Source organism: Hominisplanchenecus sp. (genome assembly GCF_046967715.1).
GTDB lineage: Bacteria > Bacillota > Clostridia > Lachnospirales > Lachnospiraceae > Hominisplanchenecus > Hominisplanchenecus faecis.
This window is the reverse complement of sequence record NZ_JBKVNQ010000002.1, coordinates 62,860-84,558: the sequence shown is the minus strand read 5'-3', so window position 1 is coordinate 84,558 and position 21,699 is coordinate 62,860. Positions and strand designations below refer to the sequence as shown.

Genomic DNA, 21,699 nt, shown 5'->3' with positions numbered 1-21,699 from the left:
CCCTTCGGACAAGAAGCATCCCTCGCTCTAAAGAGCTCGGTCAATTTTTATTTGGATGTTTTTGAAAAAGAAACAAAAAGGTTGACACGCATCACATACGCAAGTATAATAAACACAAACAAAATCAATACATCAAATCTTATTCGATATTCTATGCCATTCGGCAGGAAAATCCACAAATCAAAAGCCTGCACGAAGCGGCTGAAAAATTATGTAATGGCATCTTTTGGTCTAATACGATTGTACGAGAGGAAATCTCGATACAGTTCAAGGTATTTGCGGAAAATGTAAAAATACAGCTCAGATACAAAACAGATGGCTTCGTATACAGGTAAAAATACAGAAAAAGGAGCGAAGCCTATGGGACAAAAAGATATTACAGAAAAGGTATTGGAAGATTATAATGATGTTTTTGCAGATATCATAAATGGATTACTATTTGGCGGGGAACAGGAGATTAAACCGGAAGATCTGGAAAATACAACCGTTCATGCACAGTATAAGGCAGAAGATGACAAGGTTCATGAACTGGAGCGTGATATTGCAAAATACTGGAAGGATGAGAAGGTGGAACTTGCAATCTGTGGAATTGAAAATCAGAGTATCGTGGAGAAGAATATGCCGTTTCGCATCATTGGATACGATGGGTCGGCATATCGGAATCAGTTACAGCAGGAAAGAAGAAAAATGCTGCCGGTGGTGACAATTGTATTGTATTTCGGGACAGACAGGCATTGGAACAGCAGAAAAAAGATCAAAGAACTGATGGAAATTCCTAAATGTCTGGATAGGTATGTAAATGATTACCAGATGCATGTTTTTGAGGTTGCATGGCTGACAGAAGAGCAGATCAGTCATTTCCGCAGTGATTTCAAAGTGGTGGCAAATTTTTTTGTACAGAAAAGAAAAAACAGAGATTATATACCGGATGATCCAACAGAGATCAGGCATGTGGATGAAGTGCTGAAGCTTTTGCAGGTCATGACAGGAGATAAGCGTTATGAGGAAATTTTCAGGAAAAAGAAGAAAGGAGTCCGGAGTATGTGTGATGTGGCAGAAAGACTGGAAAAAATGGGGATAGAAAAAGGAATAGAGATTGGCAGGAGTGAGGGAGAAATAAAAGGAAAAATGTTGGTGTATAAAAATTTGTGTAAGGAAGGATTTGACGAGAAAGAAGCCAGAAGACTTGCGGAGTTGCCAGAAAATATAATTCCGGAACAGTAAAGCAAAACGAAGAATGCCTTGAATGGAAAAGGGATTAATGTTAGGACAATAAGGGGGAATCCTCGGCAATTCAATTACCGAGATGAAAGTGTAGGAGTGTGCATGTCTGCACATTGAAAATAATATAATAATCTCCCTGCCATTGACTCCAGTGACATTAATGCCGTAACCGGCATAGAATCAAACGAAAATATGTTCGATTTTGTATTGCACATTTTCGTGCATTATGCTATACTATATGTATGAAAGAAAATCTAATACATTATAGAACTTGCGTGTGTAATATCAACTACCATATGGTATGGTCAGTGAAATACCGACGGAAGATATTAAACTCAGAAATTGAGGAATACCTAAAGGAACTGGTGCAGCAGATTGCTGAGGACAAGGGCTTTACTGTTCATTTATTTGAATGTGGTGAAGGAGACCATGTCCACTGCTTTGTAACAGCTCCACCAAAGCTGTCCATAACAGCAATCGTCAAGTATCTGAAGGGGATTACCGGCAGAAAACTGTTCGAACGTTTTCCGGAAATAAGAAACCAGCTATGGAAGGGAGAGCTGTGGAACCATTCCTATTATGTGGAAACGATCGGATCTGTATCTGAGGAAAATATCCGCCGTTATATGGAACATCAGAGCAAGTCGTATTAAGTTAAAGCGGACTGTAAATACCGATCCGCGTTACTGTCTGAGGGGAGGAAGAGGGATGCTGCTGTCACACAGAACATCTGTAAAAATCCGGCCGGAATATTCCAATATCATAGGGCATATGTGTTATGCAGCTTCCAAACTCTGGAATGTCTGCAACTACGAACGTCATCATTATAAAGAGCTGGGACTGGAAAAGTATCCTGACTGGTATTATCAGAAAAAAGCACATAAAGGAAATCTGTGGTATAAACAGCTTCCGTCACAGACAGCACAGGAGACCTGCAAGCAGCTGGATAAAGCATGGAAATCTTTTTATGTCCTGAAAAAGACCGGAGGGATCAAAGATCCGAATCCGCCCCGTTTTAAACAGGACAATATCCCGGTTACATACATGCAGATGGGGATCCGGCATGAGAAAGGTTCAGACCAGCTGCGGCTGTCTCTGCCAAAGGATCTGAAAAGCTACATGGAAGAAACATACGGGATCCATGATAAATTTCTATATCTTGAAAATAAGATTTTCAGGAACATGGATCATATAAAGCAGCTGCGGATCTATCCACCGGAAAACGGAAAATGCGACCTTATTGTTATCTATGAGATGGAAGAGCCGGAACAGCTTTCCCAGAATGGACATTATTTATCTATTGATCCTGGACTTCATAATCTGATGACCTGTTATGATTCCGGAAATGGCCGAGCTTTTATTCTGGGAAGAAAGTATCTTTCTCTGGAAAGATATTTTCATAAAGAAATCGCCAGAGTGCAGTCTGTATGGTATGCACAGCAATCAGAAAGAGGAATAAAATATCCAAAAACATCGGAACATATCCAGCGGCTTTACAGGAAAAAGCAGAATGCAGTGAAGGATTACCTTCATAAAGTAACCAGATGGATCGCAGAATACTGCAGAAAAGAAGATATCCGCTGTGTAGTTGTGGGAGACATTCGAAATATCCGTAAAGAAAAAGATATGGGACATAAGACCAACCAGAAGCTTCACAGCCTGCCATATAACAGGCTGTATATCATGCTGGAATATAAACTAAAACGGTATGGAATACAATTGATAAAGCAGGAAGAAAGCTATACCAGCCAGTGCAGCCCGTTATCACCAGAAGTATCAAAAAGATATGCAGAAGCATCAAACCGAAAAGAACGGGGCATGTATGTAACTGACGGAGTAAGATACAATGCAGATGCGGTAGGCGCATTTAATATCCTGCGGAAATATCTTTCCGTATCCGGAAAACAGAAGGAACTGTCCGTAACCGGACTAAAAAAACCAGATATAATAAAAGTAGCTGCATAGCCGAAAGGCAAGCAGTATTGGTGTCATGGACGCACCCTGAAAAAAGACGGTATCCCGCCAGATTTCAGATGCTCTGGTAACTCAGTTACCGAGTAGTTCACTATCAGATATGAGATTACGAAACAGAATGCCCTCAACTGTTCGGGGCATTTTTATATCAGATGTGAGGAGATTCCCGCCTGTGGGCGGTGAGCAACAAAAATATCAGAAGTATTCTTGGAAACAAGTAAGGAAAAATATGGGAAAAATATTTTATATGATGGGCAAAAGTTCATCGGGAAAAGACACGATTTTTAAGGAAATATTGAAAAAAAAGGAATTAAATCTGCACCAGATTGTACTGTATACGACAAGACCGGCAAGAGCGAATGAGACGGATGGTGTGCAGTATCATTTTGTGGATGAAGAGAGGCTTTCGGAGTTTCAGGATGCCGGGAAGGTGATTGAGCTGCGGGCATATCAGGTCGTTGGCGGAGTCTGGAAATATTTTACGGTAGACGATGAGCAGACAGATCTGGATACAAAAGATTATCTGGCAATCGGAACATTGGTTTCCTATGAAAAACTGCGGGATTATTATGGGGCAGAACGAATTGTGCCGATTTATGTCGAGGTTGAGGACGGGATGCGTCTGGCAAGGGCCTTGGATCGGGAACGCAGACAGATAAAGCCGAATTATGATGAGATGTGTCGGCGTTTTCTGGCAGACAGTGCTGATTTTTCGGAAGAAAACCTGGAGAAGGCAGGAATAAAAAAGCGTTTTCAGAATGAAGAACTGCAGAAGTGTGTTGAGGAGATTACAGAATTTATCCTCTTCCAGCAAGAAGACTCCGAGCTCTAAGGGACGCCACTTTTTCAGTGGCGTCCTGTAGGTGGGGGAGTGTCAAAGTGCTTCCGCTATAATGAAAACATAAAATCTGGCAAGGAGGGATCTATAAATGAAAACGTGTTGTTTAGTATGGGAAATTCCTGTAATAGAGGGAGAACATTATAATCCAATTATGAATGTCATTTATATGCAAAAAGCAAAGAAATTTTTGAATCAACTAAATCGATATTTTCAGGATGAGAATATGGATTGGAAGTGTGTTTTAGACCGTTCAGCATGTACTTATAATGAGATTTTTTCCAGTGAAAATCAAGCAGTTATTTTTGCTCCGGAAGCCAAAACAAGACAATGGCTATATAAAAAAGAAATGCAAGCGGTAAGTATTCCAAAATATTATTTGGATTTTGCAGAATATAATGAAGGAAAATTAGATAAAATAGCAATTTTCTTTATGGAATACGGGTTTTAGAATGACGATCTCAACTTTCCACATTAAAAGCAGGTATTCACGCTGCTTTTTTTGATTTCTAGTGAATCTTCTGCATCTATCCATATCTGTAAATTCTCATCAGGATATAATCTTACATAATAAAACTGGTCAGTCGTTTACAGGTATCTTTTTTCAAAAAGAAATGTATCGTAAAGAAAAAACTCTAGGTAAAGCCGCTTATTTATGATATAATAGAAAATCATTGGGTATACGAATGATAAAATCAGAGAGGGGTGAGCATATGCCTGGATTTGAGGAAATCGTAGGACATGAGCAGATTGTTACGCATCTGAAAAGTGCGATGAAACTTGGGAAGGTGTCCCATGCGTATATATTGAGTGGAGAAAAGGGATGCGGCAAAAAGCTGCTGGCAGATGTTTTTGCGGAAACACTGCAGTGTGAAAAGGGAGGCACAGAGCCTTGTGGCAGCTGCCATTCTTGTGTACAGGCACAGAGCGGCAACCATCCTGACATCATACATCTGATGCACGAAAAGCCAAACAGCATCAGCGTGGATGATGTGAGAACACAGATTGTGAACGATGTATTGATCAAGCCATACAGTGGAAAATATAAAATTTATATTGTGCCGGATGCGGAGAAAATGACAGCGGCTGCACAGAATGCACTTCTGAAGACAATCGAGGAGCCACCTGCATATGCAGTGATTCTGCTGCTTGCAAACAATGCATCAGCACTTCTGCCGACCATCTTATCAAGATGCGTTATGCTTTCTTTGAAACCGGTCGCAGACGATAAAGTCAAGCAGTATCTGATGGAGCATGTACAGGTGCCGGATTATGAGGCGGATGTCTGCGTGGCATTTGCACAGGGCAATATCGGAAAAGCCGTACAGCTGGCAACATCGGACAGCTTTAATGAAATCAAAAATTCAGCACTTCATCTGCTGAAAAATGTATCTAAGATGGAGATCAACGATATTATCGCAACGGTGAAATCCGTATCCGAATTTAAGATTGATATTCAGGATTATCTGGATTTTCTGGCGGTGTGGTATCGTGACATCCTGTATTTTAAAGCGACAAGAGACAGCAATGGGCTCATTTTTAAAGATGAGCTGAATGTGATCACCGATCAGATCAATAAAAGTTCCTACGAAGGTATCGAAAATATTCTGCGGGGACTCCAGACAGCGAAAACGCGTCTGAATGCAAACGTTAATTTTGATCTGACCATGGAACTGCTGTTTCTTCTTATAAAGGAGAATTTGGTATAATGATAAAAATTGTTGGTGTCCGTTTTCGCACGGCCGGGAAGATTTATTACTTTGATCCGAAAAAACTGCCGATCAAAAAGGGAGACCATGTGATCGTTGAGACAGCAAGAGGAATCGAATACGGCAGCGTCGTAGCCAATCCAAAGGAGATTCCGGATGACGAAGTAGTTCAGCCGCTGAAAGCCGTTATGCGTATCGCAACACCGGATGACGATGCAAGAGTAGAACGCAATTTGGCAAAGGAAAAGGATGCTATGCGTATCTGTGCCGAGAAGATCCGCAAACATAAGCTGGATATGAAGCTGATCGATGCAGAATATACGTTTGATAACAACAAAGTCCTGTTTTATTTCACGGCGGACGGCAGAATCGATTTCCGTGATCTGGTAAAAGATCTGGCATCCGTATTTAAGACACGTATCGAGCTTCGTCAGATCGGTGTGCGGGATGAGACAAAACTGCTTGGAGGTATCGGCATCTGCGGAAGACCGCTTTGCTGCCATACATTCTTATCTGAGTTCGCACCGGTTTCAATCAAGATGGCAAAAGAGCAGAATCTTTCACTGAATCCGACCAAGATCTCCGGTGTCTGCGGAAGACTGATGTGCTGCCTGAAAAATGAAGAGGAGACTTACGAGTATCTGAACAGCCGTCTGCCGGCGGTCAATGATACGGTGACGACTGAGGACGGTTTAAAAGGAGAAGTACACAGTGTCAACGTGCTTCGTCAGACCGTAAAAGTGGTTGTGGAAGTCGGGGACGAAAAAGAGATCCGTGAATACGATGTCAAACAGCTCAAGTTCAAACCTCGCAGAAGAAAAGAGAAAAACGGCGGGGCAGGGAAACAGGAAGAACAAGAGCTGAAGAAACTCGAAGCAATGGAGAAAAAGGAAGGAAAATCAAAACTAAATGACAATTAAACTGTATCCGGATGAGAGACTGGATGATCTGCAGAGAAGCGGGTACCATATCATCCAGAATCCGAAAAAATTCTGTTTTGGAATGGATGCGGTTTTGCTTTCCGGATTCGCAAAGGCAAAGCCGGGAGATAACGTTCTGGATATTGGTACCGGGACTGGAGTTATCCCGATCCTGATGGCGGCAAAGACAAAAGCCGGACATTTTACCGGTCTTGAGATACAGCATGAGAGTGCGGATATGGCGATGCGAAGCATTCGGTATAATCATCTGGAAGAGCGAATCTCTATTGTAGAAGGCGATATCAAGGAGGCCGGGACATTGTTTGCTTCGGCTTCTTTTCATGTAGTCACAAGTAATCCGCCGTATATGATCGAGCATCACGGTCTGGTCAATCCGGATAATGCAAAAATGATCGCAAGGCATGAAGTCTACTGCACGCTGGAGGACATCATCGTCCAGACAGCAAAACTTCTGAAAAACAGCGGAAAGTTTTATCTGGTACATCGACCGTTCCGGCTGGCGGAGATTTTTTATCTGCTTGTGAAGTACGGACTTGAGCCAAAGAGAATGCAGATGGTGCATCCGTATATCGATAAAGAACCGAACATGGTCCTGATCGAAGCCATGAAAGGTGCAAAATCAAGGATCACCTGTGAGCCGCCGCTGATCGTGTATGAGAAACCGGGCGTGTATACAAAGCAGATTTATGATATTTACGGATATAATGATGCCAGGGTCAAAGAGCATTCGGAAAGGTGAGAAATATATGAGCGAAAATCAGGGAAAACTGTATCTGTGTGCAACTCCGATCGGAAATCTGGAAGACATTACGATGCGTGTTCTGCGAGTGCTTCAGGAGGTCGATCTGATCGCGGCGGAGGATACCAGAAACAGCATCCGGCTTTTAAATCATTTTGATATCCATACTCCGCTGACGAGTTATCACGAATACAATAAAATCGAAAAAGCCTATGTTTTAATAGAAGAAATGAAAAAAGGGAAAGACATCGCCCTGATCACCGATGCCGGTACGCCGGGCATTTCCGATCCAGGTGAAGATCTGGTGCGTCTGTGCTATGAAAACGGTGTTGAGGTGACTTCCCTTCCGGGAGCCTGTGCCTGCGTGACGGCACTGACACTTTCCGGATTATCCACCAGACGTTTCTGTTTTGAGGCATTTCTTCCATCGGATAAAAAAGAAAAACAGGAAGTTCTGGAAGAATTAAAAGACGAGACCAGGACGATCATCATTTACGAAGCACCGCACAGGCTGGTGCGTACCTTAAAAGAACTTCTGGAAACACTTGGCGACCGCAGAATGACGGTTCTGCGGGAACTGACGAAAAAGCATGAGACAGCATTCACCACGACACTTTCAGAGGCAGTGGCGTACTATGAAGCGGAAGCACCGCGAGGCGAATGTGTACTGGTGCTCGAGGGCAGAAGCCGGCAGCAGATGAAAGAGGAGAGTCAGGCAGCCTGGAAAGAGATGGACATCGAAGAACATATGCAGAAATACCTGGATCAGGGCATGGATAAAAAAGAAGCGATGAAACAGGTAGCAAAAGACCGCGGAGTCGGAAAAAGAGATGTCTACCGGGAATTAGTTGACAGAGACAAAGCCTGAAAAGCAGAAGGAGGAAAGCTGTGAGTACGACATACGACACGTTAAATAATGTTCTGGTTCGATTGTTCCATGATATTATGACACTGGAAGAAAAAGCGATCCGGACGGGGGAATTCAGCGAGATCTCCAATAACGATATGCATATCATCGAGGCAATCGGCATTGATGAACCGCGAAATATGTCTTTCGTAGCCAAAAAACTTTCTGTTACGGTCGGAACGCTGACGATTGCGGTTAACAATCTTGTAAAAAAAGGTTATGTAAATCGTACACGCAGCGAAAAAGACCGAAGGGTCGTGCTGATTTCTCTTACCGAAAAAGGCCGGAGAGCATATGAGCATCATCGCCTCTTTCACGACAAAATGATCAAGGCGACGATTGCAAATATGAGTGAACAGGAAGAAGAAGTGCTGGCACAGGCACTCACCAATCTGATCGGCTTTTTTGAGCAGTATCAGCAGTAAACGACATTTTGACCTTTAGACCCTGATTGATGCCTACGAATTGCTCCGTTACAAAGTAACTCCCGCAATTCTATAAACATTCGGAATCCGCGTATTTACTGCGTAAATAGCTACTTCCTCATGTTTAGCGGGTCTCAAGTTCAAATGTCTTATCTTGCAAGCAAGAACGACATTTTGACTTTTAGACCCTGGCATCATGGAAATAACCGCAAAATTTATTATGATTTTTGCAGAACGTATTTATACAATACTGGAAATGGGCACGGACCTGTTTCCAGTATTTTTTTATGGAAATTTTTCAAAGAAAAAGAAGCACCTTCTTTTTTCAGGGCTGCCTGTTTTAAATCTTCAAAACAAAGATAGCCAACATAGTATTTCAGATAGTTTGCAGGAGCCTCCAAAATGGTGTTGAAAAAGGCATCGGCAGTCCCTTCTCCATTTAAGCCAAACTGCGAAAGAACCTTTGCCGTCTGCGGGCGGTCATATCCATAATAATGGATCAGAATATCAAGAAAAGAAGAGATGCCGAGGTTTAAAGAACGGTTCAGGCGATAGATTTCGGCAATGATATTATCAGAACATCCGTAAGAAAATGACTGCATTTCCACGTAGGTTGCCCAGCCTTCCACATAACCACCGAAATTTGTCAGACTGCGGACAGGGCGGATACCGGAGTCGTTCGAGAAAATCGTCTGGTACAGATGGCCCGGATAACCTTCGTGTGCAAGTGTCGAATAGAGATCCAGTCCACGGTAACCGATTTTCGGATTTATGTAGATGACATTCTGGTTGCGGTTGTCGAGCGGTGCGGTCAGATAAAAAGCCGGGCTTAAATAATCTTCCAGAGCTTTTTCAACGTATTTGACTTCGTATGTCACGTCCGCGATTTCCGGAAAATCCTCTGCCATTTTCCGTTTCAGATCATTCAGAATCTCCTTTGGATCAGAAGAAATCTGATCATTCACCGTTTTCAGCGTTTCATCCCCGGAATCGGAAAATAATTGTGGATTTTTCTGTGCGATCTGACGCAGCTTGTGGATATCTTTTACGAGCTGTGACTGGATTCTTTTAAAAATCGTTTCCACTCTGTCATAACAGCCGGTCGTGTCTTTGACAAGATAAGCATAATAATTTTTGCCATCCGGAAGATAACAAAGACCGAGAGCGTTTTTGCTGCTGTCTTTTAACGCAGAAATCCCTTTGGAAAGTTTCCGGTAAGTCGGGATAACATAGGAGGCAAGGGCTTTCCGATTCAAAGAGCAGTATTTCTCTTTTTCGGTTTCATTTAAAAAATCAAGAGAGGCGATGCGGCTGTCAAAAGTGGTAAACAGAATATTCTGATCGCCGGTCTTAAGAAAAGCATCGCACTGGTCGATCACGCCCTGAGCGACAGAAGCATCCATGAAAAGTCCAGCAGCTGATTTGGCACGTTCAAACTGCAGAATGCTGTCATAGTATTCCGGAAGCCCGGAAAGAAGAGCCAGATACGTTTCAATATCTTTTTTATTATGAAAACTGTATTCTGCAAGCAGAACCGGCAGCTGTGCCTGTGTGCCGAGAGACGGACCGAGCGGCTCATCGTAAAGCAGGTATTTTTCACCCTCTGCCTGTAACGAAAAAGCACTTGTTAAAATATCATAAGTGAGACGGTTTTTTGTGGAAAGCCAGTCTTTGGGAAACTTGAAAAGTTTTTCCAGATAAATATTCTGCTGTGAAAAAGAATCTGCGAGAACTTCCGGGTTCATGGAACCAAACGAAACATCCGGATCAGAAAGATTTAAAATTTCCGGGTTTTCCAGTGTATAGTGCAGATTTAAAGTATTTTCTGTAATTTCATTTCGAAAGACTGTATCACAGAAAGCGACAAAAGAATGATTGATTTCATAATAAAAAACAGAACAAAAGAGAAAGATAAGAGCAGGAAGAAAAGCAAGCAGAAGTTTGTGCCTGCGAAGTCTGGAAAGAAAGGAGGACATAGGCAGATACCTGAACTGTTTTTTACAGTGTACGTGCAGAAGGGAAAAAATATGTGCCATTAAGAAGCAATCTTTACAAACCATATCTGCTGTGATACAGTTATGAAAAAACAGGCAGGTGGTAAGAAATGAAGAGTTCAAAAAATGTCATCCTGATCGGCATGCCGGGTTCAGGAAAAAGCACCGTTGGTGTTGTGCTTGCAAAAGTACTGGGATATCGTTTTATTGATTCCGACCTGGAGATCCAGAGTCAGGAAGGAAAGAGGCTTCCGGAACTGATCGAAGAATTTGGTACGGAAGGATTTCTTGATATTGAAGCACGCGTCAATGCTTCCATTGAGGCAGAAAGATGCGTGATCGCAACCGGCGGAAGTGTTGTATACAGAGATTCTGCGATGCAGCATTTAAAAGAGATCGGAACGGTCGTTTATCTGAAACTGACCTGCGAGGAGCTGGAGGAGCGACTCGGTGACCTGCGGTGCAGAGGTGTCGCACTTCAGGAAGGCCAGACCTTGCAGAGCCTTTATGAAGAACGCATTCCACTTTATGAAAAATATGCTGATATCACCGTCGATGAAACGAACATGAGCGTGGAAGAGACGATGGAACAGGTGGTTTTGCGATATCGGAGCAGAAAATAGTGGTTGTTACAAGAATGTTACGGAGAATATAGCTAAAATCCACGGTTCCTGAAATGTATCTTCGTTGCTTTTTACTGAAATCTTAATTTTTGTTTACAAACACCAAGTTTGTGGTATAATAAAAATTATGATGTTAGGGGAATCGCTTTTTGTCCTCGGCACATATTCGCAGGTGTTTACGTCATTTCCGGACGTTTACAGAATTTCGTTAAAAAGTAAAAAAAGCAATTTGAAAAATGATGATAATGATGCAGAGCGGTAACGGATGCATCAGAGATAGAGAGTATATTTTAATAATAGAGGTGTCTATGGAACAGTATGTAATTAAAGGCGGCAATCCCCTGGTGGGCGAAGTTGAAATCGGCGGAGCGAAAAATGCGGCACTTGGTATTTTGGCAGCGGCGATTATGACAGATGAGACCGTGGTAATCGATAATCTTCCGGATGTCCAGGATATCAATGTCCTGCTCGAAGCGATCAGTGTGATCGGAGCCAGAGTTGACAGGATCAGCCGTCATAAAGTGGCTATCAATGGTTCTATGATCGGTCAGGTAAGTGTAGATTACGAGTTTATTAAGAAAATCAGAGCTTCCTACTATCTGTTGGGAGCACTTCTTGGAAAATATAAAAGAGCAGAAGTACCGCTTCCGGGCGGATGCAACATCGGCAGCAGACCGATCGACCTGCATCTGAAAGGATTCAAAGCACTGGGAGCGACAACGAGTATCCGAAACGGTTCCATCGTTGCAGAGGCAGAAAAGCTGAAAGGAACACATATTTATTTAGATATGGTTTCCGTAGGTGCGACGATCAACATCATGATGGCAGCATCTATGGCAGAGGGATACACGATCATCGAGAATTCAGCACGTGAGCCGCACGTTGTCGATGTGGCGAACTTCCTGAACAGCATGGGTGCCAATATCAAAGGTGCCGGTACCGATGTGATCCGTATCCGCGGTGTTCAGAAGCTTCACAGGGCAGAGTATTCCATTATTCCTGACCAGATCGAAGCCGGAACCTTTATGTTTGCAGCAGCAGCGACCAGAGGCGATGTCATGGTTAAAAATGTCATCCCGAAACATCTGGAAGCAACGACAGCAAAGCTTGTCGAGATCGGCTGTGAGGTAGAAGAATTTGACGATGCTGTGCGTGTGGTAGCATCCAAACGTTTAAATAGCACAAACGTCAAGACACTGCCGTATCCGGGGTATCCGACCGACATGCAGCCGCAGATCGTAGTTGCCCTGGCTTTGGCACACGGTACCAGTATTGTGACAGAGAGCATTTTTGAGAATCGTTTCAAATATGTGGACGAGCTTACCAGAATGGGTGCGACGATTAAAGTAGAAGGTAATTCTGCTATTATCTACGGAACCGATGGGTTTACAGGAGCAAGAGTCAGTGCACCGGATCTGAGAGCCGGAGCAGCACTGGTGATCGCCGGACTGGCAGCAGAAGGTGTCACCGTTGTCGATGATATTGTCTATATTCAGCGTGGATATGAGTGTTTTGAAGACAAGCTCCGCAGCCTTGGTGCTGAGATTGAACGAGTTAGCACCGAAAAGGAAATTCAGAAATTCAAACTGAGAGTTGGTTGAAAATTAAATAGCTTCTCTTATTCAGAGTGATGGAGATACATAGGATCTGTGAAGTCACGGCAACCCCTTAAAGGAAGGTGCCAACCTGAGCGAGTATTCGAACAATAAGAGGATTGAACTTATCATTGGAATAAGAGGTCCGCTTTTTGTGGACCTTTTTTCGTTCCACAGAAAAGCATTCTGTGGGATTATAAAAAGAAACCATGTAGTTTCATATTATCAGGAACTATAAAATTACCGATGTCAGAATTGTAAAAATTCCATACAGTTCAAAGGCATCATACATTCATTTATTAAAAAAGGAGAGACAAATGGAGAAATTATTATTTACATCCGAGTCTGTAACAGAAGGACATCCGGACAAAATGTGCGACGCGATTTCTGATGCGATTCTGGACGCACTGCTTGAGCAGGATCCGATGAGCCGTGTAGCATGCGAGACAGCAACAACAACCGGTTTGGTACTGGTTATGGGTGAGATCACCACAAAAGCATACGTTGATATCCAGAAAATCGTAAGAGATACGATCCGTGAGATCGGATACACCAGAGGAAAATATGGCTTTGATGCTGATACCTGCGGTGTGATCACAGCAATCGATGAGCAGTCCGGCGATATCGCTATGGGTGTAGACAAAGCACTGGAAGCAAAAGAACACAAGATGACCGATGATCAGATTGAGGCAATCGGTGCAGGTGACCAGGGTATGATGTTCGGTTTTGCAACAAACGAAACCGAAGAATACATGCCTTATCCGATCGCACTGGCACACAAACTGGCACGCCAGCTGACCAAGATCCGCAAAGACGGAACACTGCCTTACTTAAGACCGGACGGAAAAACTCAGGTTACCGTAGAATATGATGAAAACGGAAAACCGGCAAGACTGGATGCAGTTGTTCTGTCTACGCAGCATGATCCGGACGTAACACAGGAACAGATCCACGAAGACATCAAAAAACATGTATTTGATGCGATCCTGCCACAGGAACTGGTAGATGAGAACACCAAATTCTTTGTAAATCCGACCGGACGTTTCGTGATCGGCGGACCTCACGGAGACAGCGGACTGACCGGACGTAAGATCATCGTAGACACCTACGGCGGATATGCACGTCACGGCGGCGGAGCATTCTCCGGAAAAGACTGCACAAAAGTAGACCGTTCTGCAGCTTATGCAGCACGTTACGCAGCAAAGAATATCGTAGCAGCAGGACTGGCAGACAAATGCGAGATCCAGCTCTCTTATGCGATCGGTGTGGCACAGCCGACTTCTGTTATGGTAGATACCTTCGGAACAGGCAAACTTTCTGACGAAAAGATCACAGAAATCGTTCGTGAGAACTTTGATTTAAGACCGGCCGGCATTATCAAAATGCTGGATCTGAGAAGACCGATCTACAAACAGACAGCAGCTTACGGACACTTTGGACGCAACGATCTGGATCTGCCATGGGAAAAACTGGACAAGGTGGATGCACTGAAAAAATATCTGTAATCTGACTGAGGCAGACAGAATTATGTGTGGAGAAACGAAAAAGGAAAACAGCAATCAGAAACAATGTATCAAAATGGTAGGGAATATCGGGATTCTGTATGAGGATCCCTATATTCTCGTATGTCGCAAACCGGCAGGAGTTCCGGTTCAGAGTGCAAATTCCAGAGTCAAAGATATGGTCAGCATTCTGAAACTGTATCTTCTGGAAGAGTCCGGGAAACCGGGGGAGCCATATCTTGGAGTTGTGCATCGCTTAGATCAGCCGGTCCAGGGCGTGATCGTATTTGCCAAGACAAAACAGGCAGCAGCGAATTTAAGCAGTCAGATTGCAGACCGGAAGGGCAGCGGTCAGGTCGTGAAACGATATTGTGCAGTTGTGCGTAGAAATGCCGATGTATACAAAGAAACAGAAACAGCAGCAGAATATCAGGAACTGACGGATTATCTTCAGAGAGACCGCAGGACAAACACTTCTTATATTGTGCCAAAGGGAACGAAAGGTGCAAAAGAAAGCAAACTGCGTTATGCGATCCTGGAAGAAACAGAGGATCTCAGCCTGGTAGATATCGAACTTCTGACCGGCCGGCATCATCAGATCCGTGTACAGCTTTCCGGAGCGGGCATGCCGATTGCGGGTGATAAAAAATACGACGAAAAATCCGCAAAAACGACAGGAACACGCGAAAAAGAAACTCCGGCACTCTGTGCTTACAGCTTAAGTTTCCAGCATCCGAAAACCGGAAAACAGATGGATTTCACCGTTCTTCCGGAAGGAGGAGCGTTTGAAAAATTCCGCAAAGAATAGCAATATCCGGTAAAAACAGGATAACAGAATGAAAAAGATTATGTCGTACATACTAAATCCGATAAAAGCGGATAAGGAAGGTGCGGCGAAGATGAATACAAAAATCAGAAAAGCAATCGGAATTGTGGGAATCATAATGGCGGTATATATCATTTTTAAATATATATTCGTCTATGTGGCCCCATTTCTGGTGGCTTTTTTGATTGTAAGGATTTTAAATCCGGCTGCCATCCGTCTGCAAAAATATCCGTGTTTTCGGAAAGTAGGAAAAGGGAGTCTTTTGTTCTGCATGATGAGCCTGGTCCTTGGAATAACAGGCGTATGCATGTGGTTCCTCGGTGTGCGGCTGTTTGCACAGATTCGCAGCATTTTTCTGCATATTGATCAGTACGAGGCAAAGATGGAAACGATGATCGACGGATGCTGTGTGCTGCTCAATCAGAAATTCGGGATGAAAAGTGAGGCGATCAGAGAGATCGTCTACCAGAACATTGAAAAAATGTCGGAAAAAATACAGGCAGTCAATATCACGCAGGTTTTTCGATATTCCGTGCGGTATGCAGTCGTTGCCGCAGAATGGTTCAGTGTGCTCTTTGTGATTTTTGTGGCTGTCCTGCTGATCATCAAAGATTATGATGAAATCTGTCAGAAATTGCAGAAATACAGCACGTTTCGTCATCTGGTGCGGATTGGGGAACGTCTGTGGCAGATGGCGGGTCTGTGGCTTCGGGCACAGCTTCTGATCATGGCGGCAGTGATGGCAGAGTGCGTGGCAGGTCTGTGGGTTTTGCAGAATTCCTATGCCCTGCTGGTCGGGATCCTGATTGGTTTTCTGGATGCACTTCCGTTTATCGGGACAGGGACGATCCTGCTTCCGTGGGCGGCACTGGAACTGTTTCGTGGAGACTTCTTTCATGCCGCAGCTTACCTGACTTTCTTTCTCATTACCAACAGCACGCGGGATTTCCTGGAGCCACGGCTTTTAGGGGAAAAGCTGGGCGTATATCCCATTGTTATCGCAGTTGTAGTATATGTGGGGATCTGCATCTTCGGACCGACGGGAGTTTTGCTTGGTCCGCTGATGCTGCTTGTTATCAGAGAGGTGGTCAGGGAATGGCTGGAAGCGTAAAAAAACCTTTTCTATTTCCGGAAAAAATGGTATGATAGGCTTTGATAGTAACTGAGGGTTTGGAGAAGATGCAATGAATAAGAAAAAGAAGGTAAGGCACAGCGGAAAATTAAAATCCTATATGCAGTGGCCGGCAGTCGTGGCGGTCTTACTTGTGATGCTGGATATCCTGGTTTTTGCGATCGATGTGAAAGCAGGATTTCTGGTATTTTGTTTTACTGCCGCTTATTGGGTTCTGATGTCTGTTCTGATGCTGCGTTACCGTCCGTTTGTTCTCCGTGAGATGATTGCGTTTGCATCCCAGTATTCCCAGATCCAGAAAGGGATGCTGAAAAATTTTTCCATTCCGTATGCAGTACTCGATACGGATGGAAGAGTACTCTGGATGAATGATGCATTCTGTGATGTGACAGGAAAGGATTCCAGGTATCGGAAAAATATTTCAAACCTGTTTCCGGAGATTGATGCGTCTGCACTTCCGTGCAAAAAGGAAGAAACAGATGTGCAGATTTTTTATAATGAAAACGATTATCAGGCACATCTGCAGAAACTTTCAATGGGAGATCTCAACGAGGAAGTATCGATTGTGGATATTCCGCAGGAAGGGAATTATCTGATCGCACTGTATCTGTTTGACAATACGGAGCTGAATTATTACATCCGTCAGAATCAGGAACAGAAAATGGTTGCCGGACTGATCTACCTGGACAATTACGATGAAGTGCTTGAGAGCGTGGAGGAGGTAAGACGTTCCCTTCTGCTTGCCTTGATCGACCGTAAGATCAGCAAATATGTGGCGAATCTGGACGGTATCACAAAAAAACTTGAGAAGGACAAGTATTTTGTAGTTCTGAAATATAAGTCACTGGAAGAACTGGAAGCAAACCGTTTTTCCCTTCTGGAAGAGGTAAAGACGGTCAACATCGGAAACGAAATGAAGGTCACTTTAAGTATCGGTATCGGAGTGAACGGCAGTACTTATGCACAGAATTATGAGTTTTCAAGAATTGCCATTGAGCTTGCTCTTGGACGCGGCGGTGATCAGGCAGTCGTAAAAGATAACGATAAAATTTCTTACTACGGCGGCAAGTCCCAGCAGATGGAAAAGAGCACGCGTGTAAAAGCAAGAGTAAAGGCACATGCACTTCGCGAATTTATCGGAAGCCACGAAGATGTGGTCATCATGGGACACAAGATCACGGATATCGATTCTTTCGGAGCAGCCGTCGGCGTATGGCGTGCGGCAAGGATTCTTGACAAAAAAGCCCATATTGTTCTCGGAGATATCAATGGATCGATCCGTCAGTGGGTGAATCTGTTCCTAAATGACAAAGAATATCCGGAAGATATGTTTGTGACACATGAGCAGGCGAGAAAGATCGTGGATCACGACACCGTTGTGGTGGTTGTTGACACGAACCGTCCAAGCATGACAGAGTGTTCCGAGATCCTGAATCAGACCAGGACAATCGTTGTGCTTGACCATCACCGCCAGAGCAGCGAAGTGATCAAAAATGCGGTTCTGTCCTATATCGAGCCGTATGCATCATCCGCATGTGAGATGATTGCAGAGATTTTGCAGTACTTTGCAGATGATATCCGTCTGAAAGGAAAAGAAGCAGACTGTATTTATGCAGGTATTATTATTGATACCAACAATTTTATGGCGAAAACAGGGGTCCGCACCTTTGAAGCGGCAGCATTCTTACGCAGATGTGGAGCAGATGTGACGCGTGTCCGCAAGATGTTCCGGAATGACATGAGTTCCTATAAGGCGAGAGCAGAAGCGGTTCGCCACGCAGAAGTATTTGAGCAGTATTATGCGATCAGCTGCTGTCCGAGTGAGGATCTGGAAAGCCCGACTGTAGTCGGTGCTCAGGCCGCAAATGAACTGCTGAACATTGTCGGTATCAAGGCTTCTTTTGTATTGACAGAATACAAAGAGCGTATTTATATCAGTGCACGAGCCATCGATGAGGTCAATGTGCAGATCATTATGGAGCGTCTCGGCGGAGGCGGTCATCTGAATATCGCCGGGGCACAGCTGGACGGAGTGACACTTGAAGAAGCAAAAGATAAGCTGAAAAGTACGATAAGAACGATGATAGAAGAAGGAGCGATTTAAATGAAAGTTATTCTTGTAGAAGATGTAAAAGCACTTGGAAAAAAAGGTGAAATGGTAAATGTAAGCGATGGATATGCAAGAAATATGCTGTTCCCGAAAAAACTTGCACTGGAAGCAAGTGCAAAGAACATCAATGATCTGAAACTGAAAAAAGCACACGATGAAAAAGTTGCAAAAGAACAGCTGGCAGACGCAAGAGCATTTGCAGAAGAACTGGCAAAGGCACAGGTAAAAGTTTCTGTAAAAGTAGGCGAAGGCGGAAAAGTATTCGGTTCTGTTTCCAGCAAAGAAATTGCAGAAGCTGCAAAAGCACAGCTTGGATATGATATCGATAAGAAGAAGATCCAGATGAAAGATCCAATCAAGGCAGTCGGCACAACAAGCGTTGCGATTAAGCTGCATCCGAAGGTAACAGCAGAGCTGAAAGTCGTAGTAGAAGGTATTTAACAGGGGGCATAAAAATGGAAGAAGCACTGATCAAGCGGGTATTGCCCCACAGTGTTGAGGCAGAGCAGTCTGTAATCGGTGCTATGCTCATGGATCAGGAAGCCATCATCAAAGCCTCCGAGATCATAAGCGGAGACGATTTCTATCAGCATCAGTACGGCATTGTTTTTGATGCGATCGTAGAGCTTTATAATGACGGCAAACCGGTAGATCTGATCACGCTGCAGAATCTTCTGCGTGAAAAAGACGTACCGCCTGAGATCAGCAGTCTGGAGTTTGTCAAAGATCTGCTGACTTCTGCACTGACCTCTACAAATGCAGATGCCTATGCACAGATTGTACATGAAAAGGCAGTTCTGCGAAAACTGATCAAAGTCAATGAACAGATCGCAAATGACTGCTACAGCGAAAAAGAAAAACTGGAAGATATTCTGGAATCAGCAGAAAAGCGGATTTTTGATATTGTTCAAAAACGAAATTCCGGAGACTTTGTGCCGATCAAAGATGTCGTGTTGCGGGCACTCGACCGGATTGAAGCGGCATCGAGAAACAAAGGAAGCGTGACCGGAATCCCGACCGGATTTATTGATCTGGATTACAAGACAACCGGTATGCAGCCTTCCGACCTGGTACTGATCGCAGCTCGTCCTTCCATGGGAAAGACCGCATTTGTACTGAACATAGCCCAGTATATGGCATTTAAGAAAAATTATACGGCAGCGATCTTCAGTTTGGAAATGTCAAAAGAACAGCTGGTCAACCGACTGTTCGCACTCGAATCACAGGTAGATTCACAGCAGCTTCGTACCGGAAATCTGAGCGATGATGACTGGGCGAAACTGATCGAAGGAGCCGGGATCGTTGGACGTTCCAACCTGATCATCGATGACACGCCTGGTATTTCCGTTGCGGAGCTTCGCTCCAAATGCCGCAAATACAAAGCAGAAAAAGGTCTGGATGTCATCATGATCGACTACCTGCAGCTGATGACAGGAAGCAAACGTGCAGACTCCAGACAGCAGGAGATTTCCGATATTTCGAGATCCTTAAAAGAGATTGCCAGAGAGCTTCAGGTTCCGGTGCTTGCACTTTCTCAGCTGAGCCGTGCAGTAGAGCAGAGACCGGATCACAGACCGATGCTTTCCGACCTGCGAGAGTCCGGTGCGATCGAGCAGGATGCCGACGTTGTAATGTTCCTTTATCGAGATGATTATTACAATAAAGATTCCGAGAAAAAGAACATTGCAGAAGTCATCATAGCCAAACAGCGTAATGGTCCAATCGGTACGGTAGAGCTTGCATGGCTGCCAAACCTCACCAAATTTGCAAACTTAAAAAAATAACGCCGGGAGTTTCCGGGATGAAAAAGGTGTCGCTTTTTGCGATATCTTTTTTACGTTTTTGAGAAAGAAATATGTTACAATCATATGAGAATGCCAGGGTACAAATTCGTTGGCATTCTCATGTAAATATGCCAGGGTCAAACTCGCAGGCATCAAAAAGGGACAACGTCCAAAAACATAAGTAATGATTCAATACAAATGGAAGCAGTTACTTTAACTGGTTTTGCATTGTAATTGCGAAAGTATTGAACGGTTACAATATTGGGAGGTAGAGGATGAGCGAGATCAGATACATGATTTCCGATGCTGCCAGACAGGCAGGGGTGGAGGCACATGTACTTCGAAGCTGGGAAGAAGAGCTGGACATCAAAGTGGGCAGAACGGAACTTGGACATCGCTACTATACCGATAAAACGATCTATATCATGAAGAAAGTCAAAGAACTGCGGGACAAAGGATTTCAGCTCAAAGCGATCAAGGTGCTGATTCCGGAAATACAGAAAAAAGCAGAAGAAATAACGGAAATCGCAGAAGAGAAAAATGCAGTAATGAAAGACACAGCAACAAAAACTGAAAAAGCAGAACATACAGAAAAAACAGATTCGGATGCGAATTTAAAAGACAGCACACAGGAAGTCCCGAAACCACAGACCATACTTCCGTTTGTAGATTCACTGGACAACCTGGAAAAATTTCAGGACATTGTCGGTGATATCATGAAACGTGCTCTTCAGGAAAATAATGTGGAGCTGGAAAATCGGATTGCAGACAGTGTTTTAAAAGAAATGGAGATCCTGATGAAGATCCAGGAAAAAAGAGAGGAAGAACGTTACCGAAATCTGGATGAAACCATTCGCTCCTTTCAGCATAACCGGCAGATGGTGGCAGCGACAAGAGAGAAGGAAAGCCATAAAAAATGGTTTCGGATTTTTAAATAAAAAGAAAATAGAAAAACAAGGGGAGCTGCTTACGCAGCTCCCCTTGCTTTTATAAAATTTTTTAATTATTCACCTGCTACGATAGCACCTGTAGGACATTCTCCTTCACATGTACCGCAATCCAGACATGCATCTGCATCGATTACGTATTTGCCATCGCCTTCGCTGATAGCTTCTGCCGGACAGGCTTCTGCACATGTACCGCAAGCTACACATTCATCTGTAATAACGTATGCCATGATAAAACCTCCTTATTTTTATGAAATATGTTTTCAACAGGATTCGGCTCTCCGAATCTTTATCCCATTTTAATACATAAGTCTGGAATATACAAGAGGTTTTTTCTATGCCTTGCATAAAGTACAAAAACATATTATAATCAACCTGTCAAAAGAAATCAGGTACAGATTTTTATGAGAAATTTAAGTCTGTACAGAA

The 21,699-nt window shown here is 43.6% G+C and carries 21 protein-coding genes and 1 riboswitch; of the genes, 19 read left to right on the top strand and 2 right to left on the bottom strand.

Features of this window, described 5'->3' with window-relative positions; translation table 11 throughout:
- Positions 1-360 precede the first annotated feature (360 nt).
- The 10 genes from ACLTL4_RS00670 to ACLTL4_RS00625 all read left to right on the top strand — a co-directional run bounded on the left by ACLTL4_RS00670 (position 361) and on the right by ACLTL4_RS00625 (position 8,757).
- A complete protein-coding gene (locus ACLTL4_RS00670; protein WP_412291528.1) occupies positions 361-1,224 on the top strand; it encodes an Rpn family recombination-promoting nuclease/putative transposase in 864 nt (287 codons plus the stop codon).
- Between the two features lie 242 nt (positions 1,225-1,466).
- Positions 1,467-1,877, top strand: coding sequence for an IS200/IS605 family transposase (gene tnpA, locus ACLTL4_RS00665; RefSeq protein WP_412320150.1), 411 nt, complete (start codon positions 1,467-1,469; stop codon positions 1,875-1,877).
- 55 nt (positions 1,878-1,932) lie between these two features.
- Positions 1,933-3,189 carry an RNA-guided endonuclease InsQ/TnpB family protein gene (locus ACLTL4_RS00660; protein WP_412320149.1) on the top strand — a complete coding sequence of 419 codons (1,257 nt, stop codon included), beginning with the start codon at positions 1,933-1,935 and terminating at the stop codon, positions 3,187-3,189.
- A 238-nt stretch (positions 3,190-3,427) separates the two neighbouring features.
- Positions 3,428-4,030: a guanylate kinase gene (locus tag ACLTL4_RS00655; RefSeq protein WP_412320148.1), complete on the top strand. Its 603-nt coding sequence runs from the start codon at positions 3,428-3,430 to the stop codon at positions 4,028-4,030.
- Positions 4,031-4,127: 97 nt separating this feature from the next.
- Positions 4,128-4,487 (top strand): hypothetical protein, encoded by a 360-nt coding sequence (locus tag ACLTL4_RS00650; protein ID WP_412320146.1) that lies wholly within the window; start codon positions 4,128-4,130, stop codon positions 4,485-4,487.
- 262 nt (positions 4,488-4,749) lie between these two features.
- The gene (gene holB / locus ACLTL4_RS00645) at positions 4,750-5,745 is read left to right on the top strand and encodes a DNA polymerase III subunit delta' (RefSeq protein WP_022118499.1); all 996 of its coding nucleotides are present in this window, start codon (positions 4,750-4,752) and stop codon (positions 5,743-5,745) included.
- A complete protein-coding gene (locus tag ACLTL4_RS00640; RefSeq protein ID WP_022118498.1) occupies positions 5,745-6,665 on the top strand; it encodes a stage 0 sporulation family protein in 921 nt (306 codons plus the stop codon). Before holB ends, ACLTL4_RS00640 begins: the two co-directional genes overlap by 1 nt.
- Entirely contained in the window at positions 6,655-7,425 is a 771-nt protein-coding gene (locus ACLTL4_RS00635) for a tRNA1(Val) (adenine(37)-N6)-methyltransferase (RefSeq protein ID WP_022118497.1), read from the top strand. Before ACLTL4_RS00640 ends, ACLTL4_RS00635 begins: the two co-directional genes overlap by 11 nt.
- 7 nt (positions 7,426-7,432) lie before the next feature.
- Complete coding sequence (gene rsmI / locus ACLTL4_RS00630; RefSeq protein WP_248835547.1) at positions 7,433-8,293, top strand: 16S rRNA (cytidine(1402)-2'-O)-methyltransferase; 861 nt, start codon at positions 7,433-7,435, stop codon at positions 8,291-8,293.
- Between the two features lie 77 nt (positions 8,294-8,370).
- Entirely contained in the window at positions 8,371-8,757 is a 387-nt protein-coding gene (locus ACLTL4_RS00625) for a MarR family winged helix-turn-helix transcriptional regulator (protein WP_147632703.1), read from the top strand.
- A 218-nt stretch (positions 8,758-8,975) separates the two neighbouring features.
- On the opposite strand, the gene ACLTL4_RS00620 is transcribed toward ACLTL4_RS00625, so the two are convergent.
- On the bottom strand, positions 8,976-10,733 hold the full coding sequence (locus ACLTL4_RS00620; RefSeq protein ID WP_022117934.1) for a DUF885 domain-containing protein: 1,758 nt from the start codon (positions 10,731-10,733) through the stop codon (positions 8,976-8,978).
- Positions 10,734-10,861: 128 nt separating this feature from the next.
- Between ACLTL4_RS00620 and ACLTL4_RS00615 the strand changes: the two genes are divergently transcribed.
- The 9 genes from ACLTL4_RS00615 (at position 10,862) to ACLTL4_RS00575 (ending at position 21,261) form a co-directional block, all read left to right on the top strand.
- Positions 10,862-11,374: a shikimate kinase gene (locus ACLTL4_RS00615; RefSeq protein ID WP_022117933.1), complete on the top strand. Its 513-nt coding sequence runs from the start codon at positions 10,862-10,864 to the stop codon at positions 11,372-11,374.
- Positions 11,375-11,682: 308 nt separating this feature from the next.
- A complete protein-coding gene (locus tag ACLTL4_RS00610) occupies positions 11,683-12,975 on the top strand; it encodes a UDP-N-acetylglucosamine 1-carboxyvinyltransferase (RefSeq protein ID WP_022117932.1) in 1,293 nt (430 codons plus the stop codon).
- A gap of 14 nt (positions 12,976-12,989) precedes the next feature.
- A riboswitch (SAM riboswitch) is annotated at positions 12,990-13,086 on the top strand.
- Between the two features lie 200 nt (positions 13,087-13,286).
- Complete coding sequence (gene metK / locus ACLTL4_RS00605) at positions 13,287-14,474, top strand: methionine adenosyltransferase (RefSeq protein ID WP_147632695.1); 1,188 nt, start codon at positions 13,287-13,289, stop codon at positions 14,472-14,474.
- Between the two features lie 22 nt (positions 14,475-14,496).
- Positions 14,497-15,279, top strand: coding sequence for an RluA family pseudouridine synthase (locus ACLTL4_RS00600; protein WP_022117930.1), 783 nt, complete (start codon positions 14,497-14,499; stop codon positions 15,277-15,279).
- A gap of 28 nt (positions 15,280-15,307) precedes the next feature.
- Complete coding sequence (locus tag ACLTL4_RS00595; protein WP_022117929.1) at positions 15,308-16,408, top strand: AI-2E family transporter; 1,101 nt, start codon at positions 15,308-15,310, stop codon at positions 16,406-16,408.
- Positions 16,409-16,481: 73 nt separating this feature from the next.
- Positions 16,482-18,533 (top strand): DHH family phosphoesterase, encoded by a 2,052-nt coding sequence (locus ACLTL4_RS00590; RefSeq protein ID WP_022117928.1) that lies wholly within the window; start codon positions 16,482-16,484, stop codon positions 18,531-18,533.
- Positions 18,534-18,980, top strand: a complete 447-nt coding sequence (gene rplI, locus ACLTL4_RS00585; RefSeq protein WP_022117927.1) for a 50S ribosomal protein L9 — start codon at positions 18,534-18,536, stop codon at positions 18,978-18,980.
- A 14-nt stretch (positions 18,981-18,994) separates the two neighbouring features.
- Complete coding sequence (gene dnaB, locus ACLTL4_RS00580) at positions 18,995-20,323, top strand: replicative DNA helicase (RefSeq protein WP_022117926.1); 1,329 nt, start codon at positions 18,995-18,997, stop codon at positions 20,321-20,323.
- Between the two features lie 275 nt (positions 20,324-20,598).
- Entirely contained in the window at positions 20,599-21,261 is a 663-nt protein-coding gene (locus tag ACLTL4_RS00575; RefSeq protein WP_173897774.1) for a helix-turn-helix domain-containing protein, read from the top strand.
- A 65-nt stretch (positions 21,262-21,326) separates the two neighbouring features.
- Here ACLTL4_RS00575 and ACLTL4_RS00570 read toward each other — a convergent pair whose 3' ends face one another.
- Positions 21,327-21,500: a DUF362 domain-containing protein gene (locus ACLTL4_RS00570; protein ID WP_022118281.1), complete on the bottom strand. Its 174-nt coding sequence runs from the start codon at positions 21,498-21,500 to the stop codon at positions 21,327-21,329.
- Between the last annotated feature and the right edge of the window lie 199 nt (positions 21,501-21,699).

Bases quoted from the DNA above. Each gene is read 5' to 3' on its own strand.
- rplI (WP_022117927.1), top strand. From the start codon at position 18,534: ATGAAAGTTATTCTTGTAGAAGATGTAAAAGCACTTGGAAAAAAAGGT.
- dnaB (WP_022117926.1), top strand. From the start codon at position 18,995: ATGGAAGAAGCACTGATCAAGCGGGTATTGCCCCACAGTGTTGAGGCA.
- ACLTL4_RS00640 (WP_022118498.1), top strand. From the start codon at position 5,745: ATGATAAAAATTGTTGGTGTCCGTTTTCGCACGGCCGGGAAGATTTAT.
- ACLTL4_RS00590 (WP_022117928.1), top strand. From the start codon at position 16,482: ATGAATAAGAAAAAGAAGGTAAGGCACAGCGGAAAATTAAAATCCTAT.
- ACLTL4_RS00615 (WP_022117933.1), top strand. From the start codon at position 10,862: ATGAAGAGTTCAAAAAATGTCATCCTGATCGGCATGCCGGGTTCAGGA.
- tnpA (WP_412320150.1), top strand. From the start codon at position 1,467: ATGAAAGAAAATCTAATACATTATAGAACTTGCGTGTGTAATATCAAC.
- ACLTL4_RS00595 (WP_022117929.1), top strand. From the start codon at position 15,308: ATGAAAAAGATTATGTCGTACATACTAAATCCGATAAAAGCGGATAAG.
- metK (WP_147632695.1), top strand. From the start codon at position 13,287: ATGGAGAAATTATTATTTACATCCGAGTCTGTAACAGAAGGACATCCG.
- ACLTL4_RS00655 (WP_412320148.1), top strand. From the start codon at position 3,428: ATGGGAAAAATATTTTATATGATGGGCAAAAGTTCATCGGGAAAAGAC.
- ACLTL4_RS00600 (WP_022117930.1), top strand. From the start codon at position 14,497: ATGTGTGGAGAAACGAAAAAGGAAAACAGCAATCAGAAACAATGTATC.
- holB (WP_022118499.1), top strand. From the start codon at position 4,750: ATGCCTGGATTTGAGGAAATCGTAGGACATGAGCAGATTGTTACGCAT.
- ACLTL4_RS00610 (WP_022117932.1), top strand. From the start codon at position 11,683: ATGGAACAGTATGTAATTAAAGGCGGCAATCCCCTGGTGGGCGAAGTT.
- ACLTL4_RS00620 (WP_022117934.1), bottom strand. From the start codon at position 10,733: ATGTCCTCCTTTCTTTCCAGACTTCGCAGGCACAAACTTCTGCTTGCT.
- ACLTL4_RS00650 (WP_412320146.1), top strand. From the start codon at position 4,128: ATGAAAACGTGTTGTTTAGTATGGGAAATTCCTGTAATAGAGGGAGAA.
- ACLTL4_RS00635 (WP_022118497.1), top strand. From the start codon at position 6,655: ATGACAATTAAACTGTATCCGGATGAGAGACTGGATGATCTGCAGAGA.
- rsmI (WP_248835547.1), top strand. From the start codon at position 7,433: ATGAGCGAAAATCAGGGAAAACTGTATCTGTGTGCAACTCCGATCGGA.
- ACLTL4_RS00670 (WP_412291528.1), top strand. From the start codon at position 361: ATGGGACAAAAAGATATTACAGAAAAGGTATTGGAAGATTATAATGAT.
- ACLTL4_RS00625 (WP_147632703.1), top strand. From the start codon at position 8,371: ATGACACTGGAAGAAAAAGCGATCCGGACGGGGGAATTCAGCGAGATC.
- ACLTL4_RS00570 (WP_022118281.1), bottom strand. From the start codon at position 21,500: ATGGCATACGTTATTACAGATGAATGTGTAGCTTGCGGTACATGTGCA.
- ACLTL4_RS00575 (WP_173897774.1), top strand. From the start codon at position 20,599: ATGAGCGAGATCAGATACATGATTTCCGATGCTGCCAGACAGGCAGGG.
- ACLTL4_RS00660 (WP_412320149.1), top strand. From the start codon at position 1,933: ATGCTGCTGTCACACAGAACATCTGTAAAAATCCGGCCGGAATATTCC.